This window comes from Bhargavaea massiliensis, from assembly GCF_050480245.1.
Taxonomy (GTDB): domain Bacteria; phylum Bacillota; class Bacilli; order Bacillales; family Anoxybacillaceae; genus Anoxybacillus.
Genome location: NZ_JBCNEQ010000014.1, coordinates 1 through 21,379 on the forward strand (window position 1 = coordinate 1; position 21,379 = coordinate 21,379).

A 21,379-nucleotide genomic window follows, 5' to 3' on the forward strand; every position below is an offset into this window, starting at 1 on the left:
CTGAACATTTACATAAAATGGAGAGAAGGAGCATAACGAACGATTGTTCGCAATTCTGTACTCATCCTAACCCTCTGTCCTTTTTTGTTTTTTCTTTGGTTTATATACCTAAAAAAGATATTTATTTCATTTCTGAGAGTGAAGATGACATCTGTTTTAAACATAAAAAGGGAATGGTGGATCACACATCCATAAAACCAGCAAAAAAGTCAAAGTCGATGTCAATCCATGACGGATTCAGGTTTTTAGTATTTTTGTTTAAAAACTCCAATAAAAACAATATTTACAAGAACATCCAACGGCTGATACGATAAAAATAAATGAAAAACATGGGAGATCACCTATGCGCGAACGAATGCTACCAATCTTCCTTCTTATCATCGCTACCGCTTTCTTCGGAGAAATGAAAGTAAATCCGTTTGGGAGTTCGTTTCGCTTTTCACTTGGAAGCGCCGTTTTCTTTTTCGGGCTTATTTGGTTTCGAACGGTGCCGGTTATATGGACGGGTGTGTTGACAGGGCTTTTTATTTCCTTGTTTCGTACAAGCATTGACCTACTAATGAAAGACGTCTCTTGGAGCGACAGCCTGCTTTCTCATCTGCCGGCTGCGTGCTATTATGTCGCTTTTTCCCTATTTGTTCATGTGCTTCGTCTCCGTAATTATATGGAGCTTCCCATTTATGTGGCGTTGCTTGGCGCAAGCATTGATTTCGCTTCAAATATCGTTGAGCTGTTTGTTCGCCATCTAACAGGCGAAACGATCGCCATGACGCATGAAACGTTTTTTATGCTTATTTTATTCGGAATTTTACGAAGTTTTTGTGTTGTCGGACTATATAACATATTAATGATTCAGCAAATGCAAACGTTAGGAGAAGCGCGGCGACAAGAGATTGAACGGCTTGTCATGATGAACGCCAGCCTCTATGAAGAAGCATTTTACTTACGTAAGTCAATGAGCCATATGGAAGACATTACACGCAAAAGCTATGAGCTATATACAAGGTTAATAGACGGTCAAACGATTGAGCCAAGTATGGCGCTCTATATCGCCGAACATGTCCACGAAGTAAAAAAAGATTCGCAGCGCATTTTAGCTGGTCTATCAGAATTAATTAACCAAGAACGGCGAGATTTATACTTATCAATCTCTGAACTTTGCGGCATGGTCGTTCGTGCGAATAAAAAATACGCGGAATTGTTGAAAAAAGAAATTATTTTTCAATGGACGTGCGATCTCGACTTATCGACGCGGCACGTTTACGCTCTTCTTTCCGTCTTAAATAATTTAGTTGCCAATGCGGTAGAAGCGATTCCGTCATCAGGATGGATTGATCTTCGCGCTGAACTTGATGGCGAGGATATCGTCTTTATTGTTACTGATTCCGGTCTCGGAATCCCAGAAGACGAACGGGATTGGGTGTTTCAGCTCGGCTTTACGACAAAATACGATGAACACGGCAACCCGTCCACTGGCATTGGGCTGACGCACGCAAAAGAAATTGTTCATAGTTTCAACGGAAAAATCACATTAACAACCGATGAGAACGGTCGGACACAGTTTCAAGTCAACATTCCTAGCAAACAACTATGATAAGGGGAGGATGCCATGCGCTTTTTTCTCATTGAAGATGACGCAGTTGTAAGAAAAATGTTAGAAAAAATCATTCATGAAAGCGGGCTTGGGGAAGTCGTTGGACAAGCCGAAGACGGGCTGCACGTATCGATTGATCAGCTATATGGTGTTGACGTTGTGCTGATCGATTTGCTTATGCCAGGGCTTGACGGCATTCAAACGATCAAAAAGTTGCGTGCTCAAGGGTTTACCGGTCCATTTGTTATGATTTCTCAAGTAGAAAATAAAGAAATGATTGGCCAAGCGTATCTTCACGGCATCGATACATACATTCATAAACCGATTAATCGTTACGAAGTCGTCTCCGTTTTAAAACGGGTGGCCGATTACCTTTCTGTTGCTTCATCGCTCGACTCGATTCGTCGTCTCGTGCAAACGTTAGAAAATACAAAGCAACCAACAGCCACCAATCATGAACCAACGCTCGAACAAAAAGCCCGACAGCTTCTTCTCGTTTTAGGCATCGCTGGCGAAGCAGGAACAGCCGACTTATTAGCTATTATACGTTGGCTTTTTGATCAAGAACAGCAAGGGAGATCGATTCATGACTTGCCACCATTAAAAGAGCTATATGCCCAAACATTGCAGCGGGTATATAAAGAGGAACCATTAGTTCAAAAAGAAATACGTGCCATGGAACAACGCATTCGCCGTATGGTGTTACAAGCGTTTACACATTTATCATCGCTCGGATTAGCTGACTACACAAACCCGACATTTGAACATTTCGCTCCACGCTTGTTTGACTTTGAAGAAATTCGCCTGCGCATGCAAGAGTTAGAAGCTGGGGAAAAAGCAACAAAATGTCGCATTAACGTAAAAAAATTTTTAACCGCTTTTTATATGGAGATAAAAAATGGATAGAAAAAGGTGCCCGTAACGGACACTTTTTCTATTCTTCTTTTCGCCCAATCGGCAAGCTGATGACAAACGTCGTTCCTTTCTCCGAACTGTCATAAAGCGCAATCGTTCCGCCATGGTTTTCAACAATTCGTTTGACAATCGTTAACCCTAAGCCTGTCCCTAACGGTTTCGTTGTCATAAAATGCAAACTATAAATAAAAAGTAGAGACAGGTAAACGGAAGACCCTAAAGCGAAAGCATTCCCATTAGGTGGTAAATATATCACATACCTACTTAACAAAACTGCCGAGCTAGCAAACAACAATAACAACAATCACTGCTCTTTCACATGCACACTAGAAAATGGCCATACGTATAGAAATAATGCACACCCAAACAAAGAAATGAGCGTCACATATAGTGTGCAAATAATCGTTTCATGAAATGTATTCACCTATCTGTAATAGTTTGACTCTATCATTCTATGGAAAACAACGACAATAAGCAACAGGGGTTTTTTATGATCGTTTATCCCTAAAAAGCCATTGATGAGATATAATAAAAAAAGATAAAGGAGTGAAGAAGATGTTCATGCTTCCTAAAAATCGATCAAAGCACTAGTATGTCTTTTTCTTTGTACACTAGCCGGTTCTCGTTTGTTACTTGACATCTCCATGTATTTTAAACAAATGTGAGCAATCCGCCAATAATACCTGCTGAAAAGTTGTTCACTAACATTTCAAAACCTTGTTTGACTTTTCCGTGGAATAGCTTGTCAAACTGTTTGATTGCATATCCTCCAAGTGGACCCATGATCATGGCCCCTAAAAACATTGGAATGTCTGAACCGACAATAACCCCCATTGTTGCCGTTGCACCGACGACTCCACCGCGAACGTCATAAATCATTTTTCCGCCTGTATAACCGATTAATAATGGCAATAAATACGTAATCATTGGGCCAACTAATTTAGCGAATGTTTCATTTGGCAACCAACCTGTTGGGATGAATAATGCAGTAATAATTCCCCACGCAATAAATGCCCCAATGTTTGGCATAATCATTCCGCTTAAATAACTGCCAAAACGTTGCACTTTCACACGAAAACCTGTTTGATTTTCCATGTTCTCTCCTCCTTTGTTTATTTGGTCTTGCTATAGCTTTATATTAAAGCGCTTACAGATTGTATTCAATTTAAAGTAAACATCATTTTGTCTGTCACAATCTTGTCATTTTTAAAAAACAAAAAGAGGAAAAAACATTTCTCAACCATTCCCATCTTTAGTTTGCCTCATCATTGTAAAAACTAACGGTGCATGACGATGAAATATGCCAAGGAGGGATGAGCAAATGATAGCAAAGTTGACAAAATCCATTGCCGCCTTAAGTTTACTTGCCATTGTTGGCTGTAACAACGCAATGGATATGAACAATCGTTCAAACATTTCTGCTTTGCATACAACGCTATCTAGCGATCAATATCCCCATACAAAAGCGATATTGATTCAAGAAGCTCGTTATAAATTTGTTCCAATCGATCCGAAAGACGCAGCCAATCTGCGCACACAAATTGAACGATCGTTGATGGAACAGCAAAGAATGTATATGCAACCAAGACCTTATACGCCAGCACCAAACGCGTATCAACGTCCAAATCAAGTAACACCAACACAACCGAACAGACAAACACAACAACCAGCTCAGCAGCAACCAAGACAGACAACACCGACAACAAGTATTAGCCAATATGCACAACAAGTCATTGATTTGACAAATAGAGAACGTGCTCGGGCAGGACTTCCAGCCTTACGTGCTGATGCCCAACTTAGCTCTGTCGCTCAGAAAAAATCGGAAGATATGCGAAAAAATAATTATTTCTCGCATACAAGCCCAACATATGGCTCCCCATTTGATATGATGCGCGATTTTGGCGTTTCTTATCGGACAGCAGGGGAAAACATCGCAAAAGGGCAGCGAACACCCCAAGAGGTTGTCAATGCATGGATGAATAGCGCAGGACACCGCGCCAACATTTTAAATCGAAACTTTACACATATCGGTGTTGGATTTGATGGAAATGGGAATTACTGGACACAAATGTTTATCGGGAAGTAAAATTTCCTTGCTGCTTTGAAGCGAACTATCAAAAACACCGCCGTCTTCATACGGGGCGGCGGTGTTATGCTCATTGTTCAGACACTTTCTCTAACAACGCATCTCCTGTCTCACTCACGCGTACATATGCAAAGCGAGCGCGCTGTTGTATGTCTCCCCCTGTTTTTTCAGGGACAAAATACGTTTCAATTCCATAAATGATCGTATCTCCATATATATTTCCGTTTACTAATACATCCCCTTCTTGATACATATCCCCATTTCGTTTTTTTCCATTTAATGAATAAATGCCAACTAATCGATGAATTCCCGCTTCATCCTTTCGTAAAATGACTTGCACTTTTCCCCACTCATTCACTCCTTCAATCGTCGAAATATTGTATTGAAGGCGTACATAATCCCCTTGGATAAGCGAACGTGGATCAATTGGTTCAAGCTGTAATTTAATTTGTTGACCATATTGAAGATGTTGTTCTTTATCAAACGTCACATAGATGATAAAAGCACTTTGCAAAATCATGACAACAAAAAGCGGCAACCATTTTTGCTTTGTAACAGAAAACGAAATCGCTTTTCTTTTTTGTACGACCGAAGCAACGATCAATAAACATATACCAACAATCGCTAACGTCATGGATTTATGCAATAAACTCCAAACCCACTCATAATACTTTAGAATCAAAAACAAAAAAGTATATAACCAAGCAATCGATTGTTCCTTTTCATTTGTACGGAAAAAGAGAACAAAGGCAACAAAGCAAAGAAACAGTACGTTCCATACAACATACATCCAATCCATCTCAACTAAATCAGCACTCGTCAATAACAGAAACGAAGTGAATGAAAAAATGAGGAACACGAGTCGCTCATACGTATGTTTTGTAACCCAATAAATAATGCCGTAAAAAACAAATACAGCAAATAACGTGAAACGAATGTCGCTCCATTCATCAAGCATCATCATAGCAGCATAAAGCGAAACAGCGATATTCGTCATCGTTCGCACACCTGCTGGCATACGCCATGAAACAATAAATAATCCAGCGATATATACACTGATTACGATAAAGGAAATCTCTGTTACGCTAAACGCACCGAGCATATATCCAATCGCAAGCAACGTGTAACGAACAACATCGTTCCATCTTTTCCATAGCAATCCTGGAACAACAAACAGGAAAATAGATATACTTAACAACCAATAAGGAGAAAATACATTGAACCAAAACGTCAACAACTGCATGATACTTCCAATTGCAATGACTGAAGCAACCCCTGTGACAATGATTTGAAAAGCAACGAGGAAAACTTTTTCTACTTTTCCGTTGCTTCGCCTTTTCATCCAGCGAAGTACATAAATGCCTATATAAACGATGATGACAGCTAATACAAGCCCAAATATATACCAATTCCCACCAAAGTGCCGTTCAACAAAACGGAAATATTGTACGACCCAAAACATTCCTGTAAATAGCACAGTACATATAAAATACGGTTGTTTTTTTACATATATTAAAAACAACACAAGAATAACAGCATATGCGTATGGCCAAAAATGAAACCGATCCATAGAAATTCCTTGCACAAATATGACAAATAGCCAACTATGCATCGCGAAATACGATAGAACAGACAAGATGGATGAGCGCCCAAGAAGTGCAATCATTCCATTTATTACAGCAAAAAGCAATAAAATAAAAAACGACTGCCATTCTCCACGTTCAATTTGATACGAAGACGGAAAATAGTAAAACCAAAATGTAAGCTGCAGCAACCCAAAACTGAATATAGAGAGAAATCGACCGCGAGTAAGCCATGCCAAAATAGCAGTAGGAATAAACCAAATAAAAAACAACAAAAAGCTATCAGCGTGTGAATTATACACTTGCCCAATTAATGCAACACAAATCCCGAACGTAATCGCCCCAAAAATAAGCAACCATTTACTAAAAAAATGATGGCGAAAAACCGTGGCACTCAGGCTATAAAACAAAATCATAAACCCAGCACCAATCCCGACTTTCGTCAACCGTCCAAGCTCCGGCCAATTCGAAGCAAAAAAATAAACAAGTGCTGAAACGAGAAACAAAAGCCCAAGCAAGTAGGTTGTTTTCACAACACGTTGTGCCATAAAGCGGCCTCCTTAAACATCCTTTTTAACATTATACTATGACTAGAAGCCAAACGTATACATTATTCATCGATACCCGAGCCGCTCGGAAATTTGCTTACCTATCTTTTTCATTTGTACGTAGAGCTGTTCGAGGCGCTCATCAGTCATTCGAATCGTCGGTCCAGAAACGCTGACTGCTGCAACAACTTGCTTTGTGTGATCAAAAATGGGCACCGCTATGCAACGGATGCCGTACTCGTTTTCCTCTAAATCGAGCGCATAACCGCGTTTTCGAACACATTCAAGTTCATGAAACAACACCTCTCGCTCTGTAATCGTATAATCTGTATGTGGCGGTAATCCTTTTCTTTCTAAAACGTCCATGACAACGTGCTTTGGTAAGTGCGCTAAAATCGCTTTCCCGACAGCTGTACAATGCATCGGTGCTCGCTTTCCGACTTTCGAATGCATGCGCAACGTTTCATTTCCGTCCAATTTTTCAATATAAATCACCTCACCTTGATCGTACACAACAAGATGCACCACTTCATTCGTTATTTGTTCCAGCTCACGTAAATACGGTTTTGCTTCTTTTCGCAAATCAATCGATTCTAGCAACTTCGAGCTCATTTCTAAAAATTTATAGCCAAGTTTATAACGCTCTGTTTCTTCATCTTGTTCGATATACCCATGCTCAACAAGCGTTGATAATAACCGATACACCGAGCTTTTATGAATGCCAATTTGCTTAGCAATTTCGGTTACCCCTACGCCATGACGATAGTTGCTTACCATATCGACAATTTGCAATGCTCGGCTGACTGATTTCACAAACGAATCTTCCCTCATTACATTTCCCACCTTTAACATAATAACGAGGGCACTCGTATAGAATGCCCTCCATCTTACTATTGTTTTACATGTGCATATTTTGCTTTTGCTTCTAAACGACGACGATGTAAAATTGGCTCCGTATAGCCGTTTGGTTGCTCATAGCCTTTAAAAACAAGATCGCATGCTGCTTGGAAAGCAACTGAGTTATCATAATCAGTCGACATTGGTCGATATGCTGGGTCGTCTGCATTTTGTTCATCAACAACTTTCGCCATTCGCTTTAGCGTTTCAAGTACTTGTTCTCTTGTACAAATGCCATGATGCAACCAGTTGGCAATATGTTGACTTGAAATACGCAACGTTGCACGATCTTCCATGAGACCGATGTTATGAATATCCGGTACTTTCGAACATCCAATCCCTTGATCAATCCAACGAACAACGTAACCAAGAATACCTTGTGCATTATTATCTAACTCTTGTTGAATCTCTTCTGGCGTCCATTGCGGATTGATAGCGACAGGAATTTGTAAAATATCATCACGATAGTTCTTTACATCCTTTTTCAATTCGTCTTGTACCGCGAATACATCTACTTGATGGTAATGAAGCGCATGTAACGTCGCTGCTGTTGGGGACGGCACCCACGCTGTATTTGCTCCCGCTTGAAGATGGGCGATTTTTTGCTTCACCATCTCTGCCATCATATCTGGCATTGCCCACATTCCTTTACCAATTTGAGCACGTCCTTGAAAGCCTGTCGCCAATCCCACACTAACGTTTGATTTTTCATAGCCTTGCAGCCATGTCGATGATTTCATTTCGTTTTTCCGAATCATCGGACCCGCTTCCATGGACGTATGAATTTCATCTCCTGTGCGATCTAAAAAGCCTGTATTAATAAAAACAATTCGATCTCTTACTTGATAAATACAATTTTTTAAATTCAACGTTGTCCGTCGTTCTTCATCCATTACACCAATTTTAATCGTGTTTCGTTCAAGACCGAGCATATCTTCAACACGGTCAAACAATTCATTGGCAAACGCCACTTCTTCAGAACCGTGCATTTTTGGCTTCACGATGTAAATGGAACCTTTTCTTGAATTGACGTATTTTCCATTACCAAGAAGCGAATGCTTCATAATTAACGTCGTTACAACCGCATCTAAAATGCCTTCATACACTTCTTCTCCGTTTTCAAGCAAAATCGTATTATTTGTCATTAAGTGACCAACGTTGCGTACAAACATAAGTGAGCGTCCTGGCAAGTTGAGTGTTTCTCCACTTGGCGTTGTATATACACGATCTGGATTTAGCTCGCGTGTAACCGTTTTGCTTCCTTTCGCGAAGCTCGCCGTTAAATCACCTCGAACTAAACCGAACAAATTGCGATATACAAGCACTTTATCTTCCGCATCTACTGCCGCAACAGAATCTTCGCAATCCATAATTGTTGTTAAAGCTGCTTCTACATAAACGTCCTTTATCCCTGCTAGATCAGTCTGCCCGATCGGATGGTTACGATCCACTTGTATTTCAATATGTAGACCATTATTTTTTAACAAAATGGCAGACGGTTGCTCAGGCGAACCTTGGTACCCGACAAATTTCTCCTCATCTCGTAACGTTGTCGCTTGCCCATCTTTTACCGTTACGGTTAACACGCCGTTTACGACAGCATATTGAACGGCATCCTTATGCGAATATCCGCGAAGTGGTACCGTTTCATCTAAAAAAGTGCGAACGTAAGCGATGACTTTTTCACCGCGCACCGGATTATATCCTTTCCCGCGTTCCGCACCATTTTCTTCACTAATGACATCTGTTCCATACAACGCATCGTACAAACTTCCCCAACGAGCGTTAGCTGCGTTCAGTGCATAGCGCGCATTTGTAATCGGAACAACTAATTGCGGTCCTGCCTGTTTAGCAATTTCATCATCGACATTTTCTGTCGTAATTTCAAAGTCCTCGACTTCTGGCTCTAAATAACCGATTTCTTGTAAAAATGATTTATATTGTTCAAAGTCGAACTGTGAACGATGCTGTTTATGCCATTCATTGATCTTTTCTTGCAGCTCATCACGTTTTTCAAGCAATGCTTTATTTTTTGGTGTTAACTCATTAATGAGTTGTTCAAAATCTCCCCAAAACTTCCTTGGATCCACTTGGCTATTTGGTAATACTTCCTCAACAATAAACTCATAAAACAACTTAGCTACTTGCAAACGTCCAACTTGTACATATTCCCCCATCATCGTTCCCCTTCCCTTTTCTGTTGCGTATTACGAAACATAGTTTCATAAATTTCTAAGAAAATGATACCATAATGAGTCACATATTTTCAAGTATTTTCTGACAATTTAAAAAACAGGGGGCAACCCTGCTTTACGATTGATAAACTTTGCATTTTACCATATTCAAAACGCTTCGTACAGTGAAAAACACCCTATACGACAATATCTTTCTTCTGGTAAATGACATATGCTGAAACAATGCTGACACTAATGATCACAATCATCAAGACCATGTATAACGGATCGATTTGAAGCTCGTTAATAATTGGTGCTGCATCGACATATTTAAACGGACTAACATATTTTAAATGCTCGACCGTTTCCACTTGAATTAATTTCCCTTCTTTAATAATCGCTACACGATCGCAAAGCTTTTGTACTTCTGAAAGAATGTGTGAGGAGAAGAAAATAGTCACGCCTTTTTTACGTTCTTCTAAAAGAAGTTCAAAAAAAGTATGCTGCATGAGCGGATCTAATCCGCCTGTTGGTTCATCTAAAATTAACAATTTCGGCTCGTGCAAAAGCGCTTGAACGATACCTGCTTTTTTTCGATTACCAAATGATAAATCTTCAATTTTTTTATGCATATCTAAATCAAGACGTTCAGCTAACTGTTTCAATCGTCGATCCGATACTTTGTAAAATGCTCCAGAATACATCAGTAAATCAATTACTTTCATATCATCATAATGGTGCACTTCAGAAGGTAAGTAACCGACATGTCTCCGAATTTCCTTCGCATCTTTCACAATATCTTTCCCAAAAATCGTGGCGCTACCGCTCGTTGGATAAATGAAGTTTAGTAATGTGCGAATCGTTGTGCTTTTTCCTGCCCCATTCGGCCCGATAAACCCAAAAATTTCTCCTTCTTCAATCGAAAATGTGACATGTTCAATTCCGCGATGGTTTTTATACATTTTCGTTAACTCGTTCACATGAACAATACCCATTATTTCGCCTCCCTCGGCATTACCCGTTTCTTAACTAACAAGTAAATTCCATAATATAGAATTCTGACTAATTACTCAACAAAAATCAATTTACATATAATTAAAAAAGTGATATCATAAAAATATCTTTATGATGTTAGGAGGAGAAAAAATGAAAGAAACAAAAGCATGGTATATGAATGGATTCGTCGCTCTATTTTTCATCATCACGTTGCTTGCAGGGGCTGTTTGGTTGTTTTTTATGAAGATGCAACCTGTTCTTCCGCTTTTGTTTGTTTTTCTCGCTTTCTTAGTGGCAACAGGCATGACGATGGTGCAACCTAATCAAGCAAAAGTCGTCACCTTTTTTGGAAAATATATCGGTACCATTCGCGATAACGGCTTATTCCTCACGGTTCCATTTAGCGTTCGCAAAACCGTTTCATTACGTGTTCGCAACTTCAACAGCGCCAAATTAAAAGTGAATGATATTGAAGGAAATCCAATTGAAATTGCAGCTGTCGTCGTTTTTAAGGTCATTGATTCAGCGAAAGCCGTATTTGATGTAGATAACTACGAACAATTCGTTGAGATTCAGAGTGAAACAGCGATTCGTCACGTCGCAACAAAATATCCGTATGACACATTTGAAAATGACGACATTTCGTTACGTGGGAACGCCGACATTGTCTCAGAAGTATTAGCAAAAGAGCTGCAAGAACGTCTGAATGTTGCCGGTGTCGAAGTCATTGAAGCACGTTTAACGCACTTAGCATACTCCGCAGAAATCGCAAACGCGATGTTACAACGCCAGCAAGCTACCGCCATCTTAGCGGCAAGGAAAAAAATTGTCGAGGGTGCTGTTTCCATGGCAAAAATGGCGATTGAACAGTTGGACAAAGAAGCTCATTTGCAGTTAGATGAGGAAAGAAAAGCAAATATGGTTAACAATTTGATGGTGGCGATTATTTCTGATCGCGGAGCCCAACCTGTCATCAATGCCGGAACGTTATACTGACGGTGGATAAGAAATGACAAAGAAAAAAAACTTCCCGCTACGAATTGATCCAAAGTTGTATGAAATCATCGAACGTTGGGCACAAGATGAATTTCGAAGCGTGAATGCTCATATCGAATTTTTACTGCGTGAAGCAGCAAAGCGCGAAGGACGTTTGAAAGAAAATAAAAAGTAGAAAGGTGTCCCAAAAACTTTCTGGGACACCTTTCGCTTCAATCATATGAAACAAACCTTTTATTTCGCAAATACATGGTTTCCAATAACAACTGTCACTTGGCGTGAGCGGATCCATTCGCTTTTCGCCGTTTTTGGATTATAAAAATACAATGATCCTCTTCCTAAACCGCGAAAAGCAATGGCTTCTTCAACCGCTCGATACGCTTCTCGATCTGCTGGTTTGTTAATCTCGCCATTTTGTACAGGAGTAAACGCATAATATCCTCCTGAACGATCATAAATGACTTCACGAATCGTATTTGGGAAATTTGGATGATCGACACGGTTCAAAACGACAGTTGCCACCGCTACTTTTCCTGCATATGGTTCCCCTTTTGCTTCTGCATGAACGAGACGAGCTAATAAGTCTTTATCAGCTTGAGAGATCGGCTGTGGGATACGCAACGTTTCCCCAACGAATAAAACATCCGTTTGTTTATGATTGATTCGTTGTAGTTCTAGTAATGAAACATTGTAGTTTTTTGCGATCGTCCAAAGCGTTTCCCCCGGCTTCACATGATGAACCATCGTTTGTGCAGTCGTTTCATCAGCTGAAAAAAAGATAGCAGCTATACAAAACGAAGCAAATGCGAGTAATTTCCTCATGTTATCCCTCCTAGTCCATTGCTCGCTTATAAGACTAGCAGGGATTTAGCAATCTATCATTATCTAATTTATGGAAAACTTTCAGATCATATGGCGCTCAAAGCCCGAGAAGGTATATGGAAATTTATTCATAAACTATTATACTTTCAATATGAACAGTTTATTTGTCAAAGTTTTTTCCAAAATCACAAGAATCATGTGATGAGCATCACAACAAACAGACAAAAAAGAAGATATGATTACATTGTAAATATCAATACATTTCGGAGGAGAAAATTATGGAAAATATATTCAATGCACAATCGACGGTCGGTGAAATTGTGGCGATGTTCCCAAAAGCGAGCGATTTGTTTAAAGCATATAAAATTGATTTTTGTTGTGGTGGAAATCGTTCCTTATCTGAAGTGCTCGCTGAAAAACAATTAGATATAGAAACAATTTTAAGCGAGCTACAATCAATGTATGAAAAATCGCTTGAAAAGGTAGAAAAAAACTGGATGGAGGCTTCCTATACAAACTTAATCGAGCATATTGTTCAAAAACATCATCATTTTTTAATGGAAGAATTACCACAACTTAGCCCATATGTAACAAAAGTGGCACGCGTTCATGGTCCCACACAACCACACTTAGTTGAAGTGCATAAGCTGTTCAATGAGCTAAAAACCGAACTAGAACAACATTTAATGAAAGAAGAAACAAAAGCATTTCCATTAATCATCCAATTCGAACAATATCCGACAAAAGAAAATGAACAAGCGATGAGAGAAGTTATTGAAGAACTTGTTACCGAACACGATACGGCAGGAGATATCATTAAAGAAATTCGCAAAATCACGAACGATTTTACACCACCTTTTGATGCATGCGGAACGTATCGACTAGTTTACAATCGGCTTGAAGCGCTAGAGGAAGATCTATTCACTCATATTCATCTTGAGAATAATATTCTCTTTCCACGCATTCTTGCTAATGCGAAATAATCAGTAAAACAGGATCGCTTGATAAAAGCGATCCCATTTTTTATCCACCAATATAGGACATTTCGATTTTCTTGCGCATTTTCGCGGTTTGCTCCGTTCGCTCATCCGAATAACGATCGGTTCGCTTGTTCCACGTATCAACAATAAGCTGTTTCAGCGCTGTTCGATCTGCTCCTTGGCGCAACAGTTGTTTCAATTATACCCCTTCCGTAGCGAACAAGCACGTATAAAGCGTCCCATTAGCAGCAATGCGCGCTCGTGTACAGCTTTGGCAAAAAGATTCCGTCACCGAGGAAATAAAGCCGACCAAGCATAAATTCTTTATCCATCATTATTTTACGCATCGTTCTATTTTCACTATAGGAAACAACCGTTCATCGCTCTGTGACATCGCCCACACAACAAAAACGGTATTACGAACAAGTATACCATATCAATTGGAAAAACAACGTCCGAAAACATTCTACAAAAAGACAGACTTTAAAAAGCTGTTTTGCGTTGAACGAGCGACCGATGCGCGAACGTTCCGGTTTATTTCCATATCCCTCCACCTTCCTTTTCGTTTCTTTCGTTCTCATTGTAGCGCTGAAAAATGTTCCGTTATGTGAGATGTCGCAAACGTTCCCTATGATTTTCGTCACACGTTCACGAAAAGTTATGATTTATGTCACAGCTTCTCAATAGAAAACAACGTAAAATTTTGCTTAGAAATTCCATAAGGAGTGGATAATATGACGCATGATTGGATTAAAACAAGGTTGAAAAATGTCGCGCTTTTTCGGGAATTATCCGATCAAGAACTTGACTCAATCGTGAAAATTTCTCAAGTGCGTGTTTATAAACCGCGAACGTTCGTCTTTATGCAAGGAGAGCCGCTTGAACGTGTCTTTTTTATTCAATCAGGAACAGTAAAGATTTACAAAACGGATATTAACGGCAAAGAACAAATTGTGTCGATTTTGCAAACAGGAGAAATGTTCCCGCACGCTGGCTTTTTCCGTCGTGGAAGCTACCCAGCCCATGCGGAAGTGATGGAAGAAGCAACGCTCATTGCCATTCCAATCGCCGAATTTGAACAAACGCTTATTTGTTACCCAGAATTGTGCATGAAACTATTTCGCGTGATGGGAGAAAAAATTATCGACCTACAAAACCGCCTAGAAGAACAAATTCTCCATAATACGTATGAACAAATTATTTTGCTTTTATTGCGACTGACAAAAACAAACGCAGTCTCGCAAGGACGATTCCATCGCTTAACGACGCATTTTACAAACCGCGAACTCGCCAATATGATTGGCACATCGCGCGAAACAATTAGTCGTACGCTCAGCCAATTGAAGCGAAAAGGACTGATCGATATTGATGACAATGGCTATTACTTAATTGATGCAGAAAAATTGGAAAAGGAGATTTTTTTATAATATGTGACAGAGATCACAATACCCACGAGTGAAAATCGCTATCATAGAAAGTGAAGAGATCATGAAAGGGGGAGAACGATGGGAAAAATCGTGGAGTTGGATGTTCGTGATGATTTGCAAAAAAAGTTGGAGCCGTTCCAAAAAATTATGAACGCTGTTCAACCGCTCGAAGTGGGTGATACGTTTATTTTACATGCACCGTTTAAGCCCGTCCCACTTTTTGCGGTAATGAAAGCGAAAGGATTTACGTATGAAGCGGAACAACTCGACAAAAAACATTGGAAAGTGACGTTTGTCAAGCAGGGGGGAGAACGATGATCTTAGATAATCGTGGATTAGAACCACCGCAACCGATGATGCGGACGCTTGCGGCATTAGAAACACTTCCTAAAGGAGAGACATTAACGATTATTAATGACCGCCGCCCGATGTTTTTATACGAACAGCTTGACGAACTTGGCTATCTTTATAAAACGAAAGAGCGCGAGGACGGGAGCTTTGAAATTACGATTACAAAGGGATGACGACGATGTTTCCTTCGACACAACAAACGTATGAAACAAATATTCGCTTGCCGTTTTCTTTTATTTTATTTGGCGTCGTTGCGTTCATCGCTTCTGAAGCGATGTTGCTTTTTTCCGGCACATCGCTCGTTCAAGGGGCGTTCCGTATCCCTAGCGTATGGGCGGCGATGCATCTAGCAGTGCTCGGTTGGGCGTTAATGGTCGCGATGGGCGCGATGTATCAACTCGTTCCAGTTGCCTTTTTAACGCCGATATGGAACGAAACATTAGGATTTGTGCAATTTTTTATCACCGCACTTGGCATTTTTCTGCTTTCAATTAGTTTCCTTTGGAAAATGGAGTTCGTGTTTTTCGCTGGCTTGTTGCTTATGCTCGGGTTTGTTCTTTTTTTCATCCAAATGGCGATGACGCTAAAAAAACAGCCGGCAAAAAATATCATGACGTTATTTGTCAGTACAGCGCTTTTTTGCTTGCTATTGACGGTTTCTTTAGGAATAGCGCTTTCGTTTCATTTTTTTAGCGGCAGCAAAATAGCAGATCATGTATTCATGCTAAAAACACATCTATTATTAGGAATTGCCGGATGGTTTACGTTGCTTATTATCGGCTTTTCTTACAAAATGGTGCCGATGTTTTCGTTGGCGCACGGGTTTTCGATGACGCTTGCCCGCTATGTGTACGCCTTTTACGTCAGCGGACTCGCCGTTACCTTTTTCAGCTTTTTCACGAACAGTTCTGCTCTTTTCGCTAGTGGAACAGGACTGTTGTTGCTTGGGTTTGCGCTATTTAGCTACCATATCGTAACGATTTTGCGAAAGCGAGTCAAGAAAAAATTAGATCGTCCGTTTTTATTTGCGCTTTTCGCAATCGCTATCGCACTTTGCCTACATGGATTCGCTTTTCTGTTCGCGATCATAGGAAATACGGCCGGTTTTGGCGTGATTATATACGGGTATCTTTTCGGATGGATTATTTTAAGCATTGTCGGTTATTTATATAAAATCGTGCCATTTTTATGGTGGACGCACCGCTATAGCCAAAAAATCGGCAAAGAAAACGTACCGACGTTAAAGCAAATGATAAATGAAAAATGTACTGTTTTTACCTGCGGGCTATTTCTCGTTAGCTTTATCGGTGTCATCCTAGCGCTTATTGTTTCTAGCTTGCCGTTATTTTATGTTGCTCAAGGTGGGATGGTTGCATTTTCTCTCTTGTTTGCAGGAGCAATCATCTCCGTATTGCGGAAATAAAGGAGGAAAATCAAATGGAATTAAAAGAGATGGTCATGGAACAGCTTCGTACCGTATACGACCCAGAACTAGGCATTAATGTGGTAGATTTAGGGTTAATTTACGATTTACGCGTTGACAACGGGGTTGTGTCGATTGTGATGACACTTACTACCCCTGGCTGCCCGCTGCACGATTCCATTGTTGGTGGTGTCAAACGAGCGCTTGCACACATGGAGGGGGTAAAAGATGTCGATGTACAAATTACGTGGAATCCGCCATGGACACCAGAGCGAATGAGCGAAGCCGCACTACGGCAATTGGGCTTTTTATCAAATTAATGGGGCAAACGACCTTCTGTTTGCCCCTGAATATACAAATCGATTTGCAATGAATTGATTTGAGAAATAAACAACTCGTTATATTGTTTTTGCGCTAAATAGCGAATCTCGTTGTCGTTGACGGTTGGGTTCGCTTTTCTCACTGCACCTGCCAAATCGTTGTAAACATCGCTCACCAGCAAACGGAGTTTACTATAGTGGGAATAATCTTCCCAAAACTTTTTTTCTCCATACGTATCAATCATTTGTTGAACAACTTCATAGCGCTCATATTGATGGCGAAGCGCAGCAATCGTTTTCGTGATTTCTTGCTTTGTAACAACATGTCCTTTTTCTTCAGCTAATAAAGCCATCACCTGCAACTCTACTAAGTGTGACAAAGCTTGATCCAATCGATGTGCGTACTGCTCTCTTCGATCCCAGTAGGCAAGTTGTTCGTTTAGCGCGGCTCCTTTATACGTTGCTTGCGCGCGTTCTTTTTGAATCGCAATTTCGATTTTACTCAACGCTTGATAAAAACGAACGTCGTTCATCGTAATTTTTTCTTTACCGACTTTGGCGACTGCTGTTTCTTTTTTTACATGCATTTTTAGCAATTTTTCGACTTTGTCATTCCCTTTCTTAATGACAAGAAGCGCTTCCCAATCTCCTTCCATTGGTAGCTGTACATTTCCTTCGTAAACGCCATTTTCTTTCTCGTGCAAATCTACCTCAATTTTCCCATGATCCATATTGCTCATTTCAAACGTCGCATGAACTTTTAATTGTTTAGCTAGTTTTCCGTTTTCTTTAATTTGTACGGCAAACGGAGCCGCTACCCCTTCTTTATAAAATGGAGTCGTCTTTATCGTCACTTCCCAGTCACCGTTCGAACATCCTGTGAACAAAAATAACAAGCTGAAAAGAAAAACGGTTAGTTTCCTCATCTTCTCTCCTCCCCATACATCACGTTAGCTTCAAATTCCGCTAACGTATATTTCGTCATTTTTCCGTTCTCTAAATAAGCAATATGAGTACAAATTTGCTTCACTTCGTCTAAATGATGCGAAGATAGAAAAATCGTTTTGCCGTGCAACGAATGCAAAATCGACAAAATATCGGCCCGTCCCATCGGGTCTAGTCCGCTCGTCGGCTCATCCAATATAAAAAGGTCGGCATCATAATAAAGCATAATTCCAAGCCCAAGCCGTTGAAGCATCCCTTTGGAATATTCTTTGCTTCGGACGTTTCGCTCTTCCCACAATCCGACTAATTTCAACGCCTCTTCGATTTTTTGTTCATTGACAGCCGAACCGTTCAATGACGCGAAAAAGCGAATATTTTCTTCTCCTGTCAAATGAGGATATAGCTGAAACTTTTCCGGCAAATAAGCGACATGCGGTTTCCACTGGTGTTGTTTGTTTGGGATGCCGCAAATCGAAATTTTCCCTTGCTTTATCGGGATCATATTTAACACACTCGAAATAAGCGTCGATTTGCCCGCTCCGTTTCTTCCGATAAGCGCGCACCGCTCTCCTTTCCCCACGACAAGTGAAACATCGTCTAACACTTTTTTCTGCTTGTACGCGACGGTGACATGTTCCATCACAATCATCCTTGTTCCCCCTTCCGATAAAACAAGACAGAAGCGAAAAAGACGATACCAACCCAAACGACGATATTGAGTGCTACTAACGTTAGCGCTGGAAATGAGAAAAATTTTTCCATCGTTCGCGATAAATAATCGAGCGAAAAAACACCAAGCGACGTTTCTAAAAAGAAACGAAGCGTATGCATCGGCTGCAAGAAATAAAGGAGCGCAAAGCTTTGGACGTTATCATAAGTGACGTTCGGCAACATATAAAGCAACACGAAATCGTACAAATATAAGAAAAAGAAAAGAACAAATAAGTTCGCACCGATCAGTTGAATTTTCGTTCGGCAAACGCTTCCTAACAATAGCCCAATTTGATTAAAGATGACAATGAGCACCGTGATAGCAGCTAAAAAAGAAAGAAAATGTGTCGCGTGAAACGAAAAAACAAATTTTACTGGTATCATCAGTACAAAATACGAAAGGAGAAACATGCCGATCGTGATCGTTTGCACTGCTACGCTTTTTCGCCATAAAAACGAGCCGTATGAACCGCTGCGCGCCATCATCATAAGGAGCGTCTTAAACTCTTTTTCTTGCATCACAGCAAATGAAGCAAAAAAGAGACAAAGAATTGGGATGACATAAATATTCATTTCAAACAGCGTTAATAAAAACACTGCAAATCCTTCATCTACCGGCAAATTTTTTGTGTTTAAAAAAACGGAAAAAGACGTAGCAACTACCAAAATAAAGAAAAGCCAAAACGCTTTTCCACGAGAAATTTCTAACCATTCTTTCCAAATAAAGTTCATTGTCGTTGACCCCTTTTGCTTTGTAAAATCCAGACCATCATTACAAGCGCAACTAATATCGTTGTCCACGGCATGCTGTGGCGATCGACAAACGGATGATTGTCGGTTGCCATAACTTCTGTTTCGTGCATCAACTCGTTTATTTTTTCGTATAGTTTAATGCTTGGTGTATTTAAAAATAAATACGCTAATTCATTTTGTTCGACGATTTTGTGTAACGATGATTTATATTGAAACGGAGAATCGCCTTTTCCGTCTTGATTTAAGTCGAAAAAGTGCGCGTCGTCTCCCCAATGATTTCCTACGCCACGAAAACTGAAGCGATTATTTTCTTCGCCCCCTAAACTTAATACAGAAATCGTATTATTCCAAAAACGATTGTTCGTAAATGTTTGGCGCTGTGAACTTCCCCATAATTCAACGCCAATTTGGTTTTTGACAATCGTATTGCCCTCCATAAAGTTGTTCGACGATTGATCAATATAGAACGCTCGTTCGTTTTGATAAAATTCGTTACCAATAATTTTGTTGTCATTCGCCATTTGCAACAACACTCCAAACGAACGCATTCCTTTATTTAACAAAAATTCATTACCTTTTAACACGATGCGATTCGAATTCATAATTGCCGCACCGCCAGTATTTAACGTAAATCGGTTTCGGTAAAACTCGTTATCGTCTGAATACATATAATGAAGTCCGTATCTTGTACGCGAAACGTCATTATCTTTCACAACGTTATGATTGGCGTAGTCAAAAAACATGCCGTCTCTCGCTCCGACAATTGTATTATGGGCAAGCTTGTTAAAATTAGAGTAATACACGTGCAATCCATTCCCTTGTCCAGCTATCTCCCCACTTTTCCCAATGACGCGCACATATTCGACGACATTATGATGAGCTTGGCTTAAGTAAATACCGTGAAACGAATTGGTAATCGTAATATGTTTCAACGTGTTATTATCGGAATATACTTTAATGGCGGCATACTCTTCTTGTGTGCTACGACTTTTCCCGCTATTTGTCACCGTCACATTCGCAATCGTCACATGCGGTGCGCGAATACTGATGACGTTTCCGTTGCCGCTTCCTTTAATAACCGTATGGGCTGCCCCTTTAATCGTTATCGGCTTTTCGATAACGATATCGCCGACATATGTTTTATTTTTTAATAAAAGCGTTCCGTTCGCTGGCGTTTCATCAATTAGTTGTTGCAGCGTCCCCTCTGCATAAGTCGCCAGTGGAGAGAAGAACGGAAAGAAAAGAAGGACAAGGACAAGGACAAGGACAAGCCCAAGCAACCACTTTTTCATCATTTTCGCTCCTTCCATAACGGAAGTATAAGCAAAAGAAATGCTGCCCCAATCATATACGCACCGGTAGAAAAATAGCTGTTCGTCACAAAGTTAGCGATGCGATTTTCCCCAAACACTGGCGGAACGAACGGTTCGATTTTAATTGGTGCATCATCGCTTAAATTTGTTCCGAAGTCAACTAACCAGCGATGAAGGTCATAAAGCCCTAACAATCCTCCGAAAGCAAAAACAATGATTAGTCCGAACAGCCATCGTTTATCGCGAAGCCACGCGACCACTAACGTCAAAACCGCCAGCGCCCCGATAACGTACGGCAAATACGACAATTCCGGAAAGCTTTCTTCGCTGAACGGTTTCATGCCGATATAATGGTTCAACCCGTTAATAATGTCGATATTTCCTTTCAGTTTATTGGGATAGACAATAATATCGAGTCCCTCAGGATATTGCGGTGCAACAAACCGCATTCCCCACCACGGGAAAAAGAGCGATGCACCGATTAAAACAGCCGCACAGCTAATGATGAGTGCGGATGAAACAGATAATTTCGCTTTCTTCATTCT

22 protein-coding genes and 2 pseudogenes are annotated in these 21,379 nt (G+C 40.3%); 11 read left to right on the top strand and 13 right to left on the bottom strand.

What is annotated here, in order from left to right; all coding sequences use genetic code 11:
• The first annotated feature begins 343 nt into the window (after nucleotides 1–343).
• Nucleotides 344–1,594, top strand: a complete 1,251-nt coding sequence (locus tag ABEV15_RS03835; RefSeq protein WP_192951045.1) for a sensor histidine kinase — start codon at nucleotides 344–346, stop codon at nucleotides 1,592–1,594.
• Nucleotides 1,595–1,609: 15 nt separating this feature from the next.
• Nucleotides 1,610–2,500, top strand: coding sequence for a response regulator (locus ABEV15_RS03840; protein ID WP_498852404.1), 891 nt, complete (start codon nucleotides 1,610–1,612; stop codon nucleotides 2,498–2,500).
• 28 nt (nucleotides 2,501–2,528) lie between these two features.
• On the opposite strand, the gene ABEV15_RS03845 is transcribed toward ABEV15_RS03840, so the two are convergent.
• Nucleotides 2,529–2,678, bottom strand: a complete 150-nt coding sequence (locus tag ABEV15_RS03845; protein WP_498852405.1) for an ATP-binding protein — start codon at nucleotides 2,676–2,678, stop codon at nucleotides 2,529–2,531.
• 485 nt (nucleotides 2,679–3,163) lie between these two features.
• A pseudogene (locus ABEV15_RS03850) lies at nucleotides 3,164–3,604 on the bottom strand (PTS transporter subunit EIIC); the annotation flags it as partial.
• 226 nt (nucleotides 3,605–3,830) lie between these two features.
• Between ABEV15_RS03850 and ABEV15_RS03855 the strand changes: the two are divergent.
• The gene (locus ABEV15_RS03855; protein ID WP_498852406.1) at nucleotides 3,831–4,595 is read left to right on the top strand and encodes a CAP domain-containing protein; all 765 of its coding nucleotides are present in this window, start codon (nucleotides 3,831–3,833) and stop codon (nucleotides 4,593–4,595) included.
• Between the two features lie 70 nt (nucleotides 4,596–4,665).
• Here the strand turns inward: ABEV15_RS03855 and ABEV15_RS03860 are convergent, their stop codons facing one another.
• From ABEV15_RS03860 to ABEV15_RS03875, 4 genes are all read right to left on the bottom strand, one after another.
• The gene (locus tag ABEV15_RS03860; RefSeq protein WP_498852407.1) at nucleotides 4,666–6,726 is read right to left on the bottom strand and encodes a GDYXXLXY domain-containing protein; all 2,061 of its coding nucleotides are present in this window, start codon (nucleotides 6,724–6,726) and stop codon (nucleotides 4,666–4,668) included.
• A gap of 66 nt (nucleotides 6,727–6,792) precedes the next feature.
• Nucleotides 6,793–7,557: an IclR family transcriptional regulator gene (locus ABEV15_RS03865; protein ID WP_498852408.1), complete on the bottom strand. Its 765-nt coding sequence runs from the start codon at nucleotides 7,555–7,557 to the stop codon at nucleotides 6,793–6,795.
• Nucleotides 7,558–7,616: 59 nt separating this feature from the next.
• The gene (locus ABEV15_RS03870; protein WP_498852409.1) at nucleotides 7,617–9,800 is read right to left on the bottom strand and encodes a malate synthase G; all 2,184 of its coding nucleotides are present in this window, start codon (nucleotides 9,798–9,800) and stop codon (nucleotides 7,617–7,619) included.
• 194 nt (nucleotides 9,801–9,994) lie between these two features.
• Nucleotides 9,995–10,792 carry an ABC transporter ATP-binding protein gene (locus ABEV15_RS03875; protein WP_498852410.1) on the bottom strand — a complete coding sequence of 266 codons (798 nt, stop codon included), beginning with the start codon at nucleotides 10,790–10,792 and terminating at the stop codon, nucleotides 9,995–9,997.
• Between the two features lie 151 nt (nucleotides 10,793–10,943).
• Between ABEV15_RS03875 and ABEV15_RS03880 the strand changes: the two genes are divergently transcribed.
• A complete protein-coding gene (locus tag ABEV15_RS03880) occupies nucleotides 10,944–11,789 on the top strand; it encodes an SPFH domain-containing protein (protein WP_498852411.1) in 846 nt (281 codons plus the stop codon).
• A gap of 13 nt (nucleotides 11,790–11,802) precedes the next feature.
• Nucleotides 11,803–11,964, top strand: coding sequence for a type II toxin-antitoxin system antitoxin (locus ABEV15_RS03885; protein ID WP_003397421.1), 162 nt, complete (start codon nucleotides 11,803–11,805; stop codon nucleotides 11,962–11,964).
• 59 nt (nucleotides 11,965–12,023) lie between these two features.
• On the opposite strand, the gene ABEV15_RS03890 is transcribed toward ABEV15_RS03885, so the two are convergent.
• On the bottom strand, nucleotides 12,024–12,611 hold the full coding sequence (locus tag ABEV15_RS03890) for a cell wall hydrolase (RefSeq protein WP_498852412.1): 588 nt from the start codon (nucleotides 12,609–12,611) through the stop codon (nucleotides 12,024–12,026).
• A 278-nt stretch (nucleotides 12,612–12,889) separates the two neighbouring features.
• On the opposite strand from ABEV15_RS03890, the gene ric reads away from it, so the two are divergent.
• Complete coding sequence (gene ric / locus ABEV15_RS03895; RefSeq protein WP_498852413.1) at nucleotides 12,890–13,594, top strand: iron-sulfur cluster repair di-iron protein; 705 nt, start codon at nucleotides 12,890–12,892, stop codon at nucleotides 13,592–13,594.
• A gap of 40 nt (nucleotides 13,595–13,634) precedes the next feature.
• On the opposite strand, the pseudogene ABEV15_RS03900 reads toward ric, so the two are convergent.
• Nucleotides 13,635–13,901: pseudogene (locus ABEV15_RS03900) on the bottom strand (GTP 3',8-cyclase MoaA); the annotation flags it as partial.
• A gap of 424 nt (nucleotides 13,902–14,325) precedes the next feature.
• On the opposite strand from ABEV15_RS03900, the gene ABEV15_RS03905 reads away from it, so the two are divergent.
• The 5 genes from ABEV15_RS03905 to ABEV15_RS03925 all read left to right on the top strand — a co-directional run bounded on the left by ABEV15_RS03905 (nucleotide 14,326) and on the right by ABEV15_RS03925 (nucleotide 17,112).
• Nucleotides 14,326–15,018, top strand: a complete 693-nt coding sequence (locus ABEV15_RS03905) for a Crp/Fnr family transcriptional regulator (RefSeq protein WP_004890822.1) — start codon at nucleotides 14,326–14,328, stop codon at nucleotides 15,016–15,018.
• 78 nt (nucleotides 15,019–15,096) lie between these two features.
• Nucleotides 15,097–15,336, top strand: a complete 240-nt coding sequence (locus ABEV15_RS03910; protein WP_339170185.1) for a DUF2249 domain-containing protein — start codon at nucleotides 15,097–15,099, stop codon at nucleotides 15,334–15,336.
• Entirely contained in the window at nucleotides 15,333–15,542 is a 210-nt protein-coding gene (locus ABEV15_RS03915) for a DUF2249 domain-containing protein (protein WP_035019230.1), read from the top strand. Before ABEV15_RS03910 ends, ABEV15_RS03915 begins: the two co-directional genes overlap by 4 nt.
• Nucleotides 15,539–16,792 carry a hypothetical protein gene (locus ABEV15_RS03920; protein WP_192953321.1) on the top strand — a complete coding sequence of 418 codons (1,254 nt, stop codon included), beginning with the start codon at nucleotides 15,539–15,541 and terminating at the stop codon, nucleotides 16,790–16,792. Before ABEV15_RS03915 ends, ABEV15_RS03920 begins: the two co-directional genes overlap by 4 nt.
• A gap of 14 nt (nucleotides 16,793–16,806) precedes the next feature.
• Nucleotides 16,807–17,112 carry a metal-sulfur cluster assembly factor gene (locus ABEV15_RS03925; protein WP_192953322.1) on the top strand — a complete coding sequence of 102 codons (306 nt, stop codon included), beginning with the start codon at nucleotides 16,807–16,809 and terminating at the stop codon, nucleotides 17,110–17,112.
• Here ABEV15_RS03925 and ABEV15_RS03930 read toward each other — a convergent pair.
• From ABEV15_RS03930 to ABEV15_RS03950, 5 genes are read right to left on the bottom strand one after another with little or no spacing between them, the layout of a single operon-like run.
• Nucleotides 17,109–18,038: a FixH family protein gene (locus ABEV15_RS03930; RefSeq protein ID WP_429635699.1), complete on the bottom strand. Its 930-nt coding sequence runs from the start codon at nucleotides 18,036–18,038 to the stop codon at nucleotides 17,109–17,111. The genes ABEV15_RS03925 and ABEV15_RS03930 overlap by 4 nt on opposite strands.
• On the bottom strand, nucleotides 18,035–18,706 hold the full coding sequence (locus tag ABEV15_RS03935; RefSeq protein ID WP_004890837.1) for an ABC transporter ATP-binding protein: 672 nt from the start codon (nucleotides 18,704–18,706) through the stop codon (nucleotides 18,035–18,037). The genes ABEV15_RS03930 and ABEV15_RS03935 overlap by 4 nt, the downstream gene beginning before the upstream one ends.
• The gene (locus tag ABEV15_RS03940; RefSeq protein WP_064213992.1) at nucleotides 18,703–19,500 is read right to left on the bottom strand and encodes an ABC transporter permease subunit; all 798 of its coding nucleotides are present in this window, start codon (nucleotides 19,498–19,500) and stop codon (nucleotides 18,703–18,705) included. The genes ABEV15_RS03935 and ABEV15_RS03940 overlap by 4 nt, the downstream gene beginning before the upstream one ends.
• On the bottom strand, nucleotides 19,497–20,813 hold the full coding sequence (gene nosD, locus ABEV15_RS03945) for a nitrous oxide reductase family maturation protein NosD (protein ID WP_498852414.1): 1,317 nt from the start codon (nucleotides 20,811–20,813) through the stop codon (nucleotides 19,497–19,499). The genes ABEV15_RS03940 and nosD overlap by 4 nt, the downstream gene beginning before the upstream one ends.
• Entirely contained in the window at nucleotides 20,813–21,376 is a 564-nt protein-coding gene (locus tag ABEV15_RS03950) for a hypothetical protein (protein ID WP_498852415.1), read from the bottom strand. The genes nosD and ABEV15_RS03950 overlap by 1 nt, the downstream gene beginning before the upstream one ends.
• Nucleotides 21,377–21,379 lie beyond the last annotated feature (3 nt).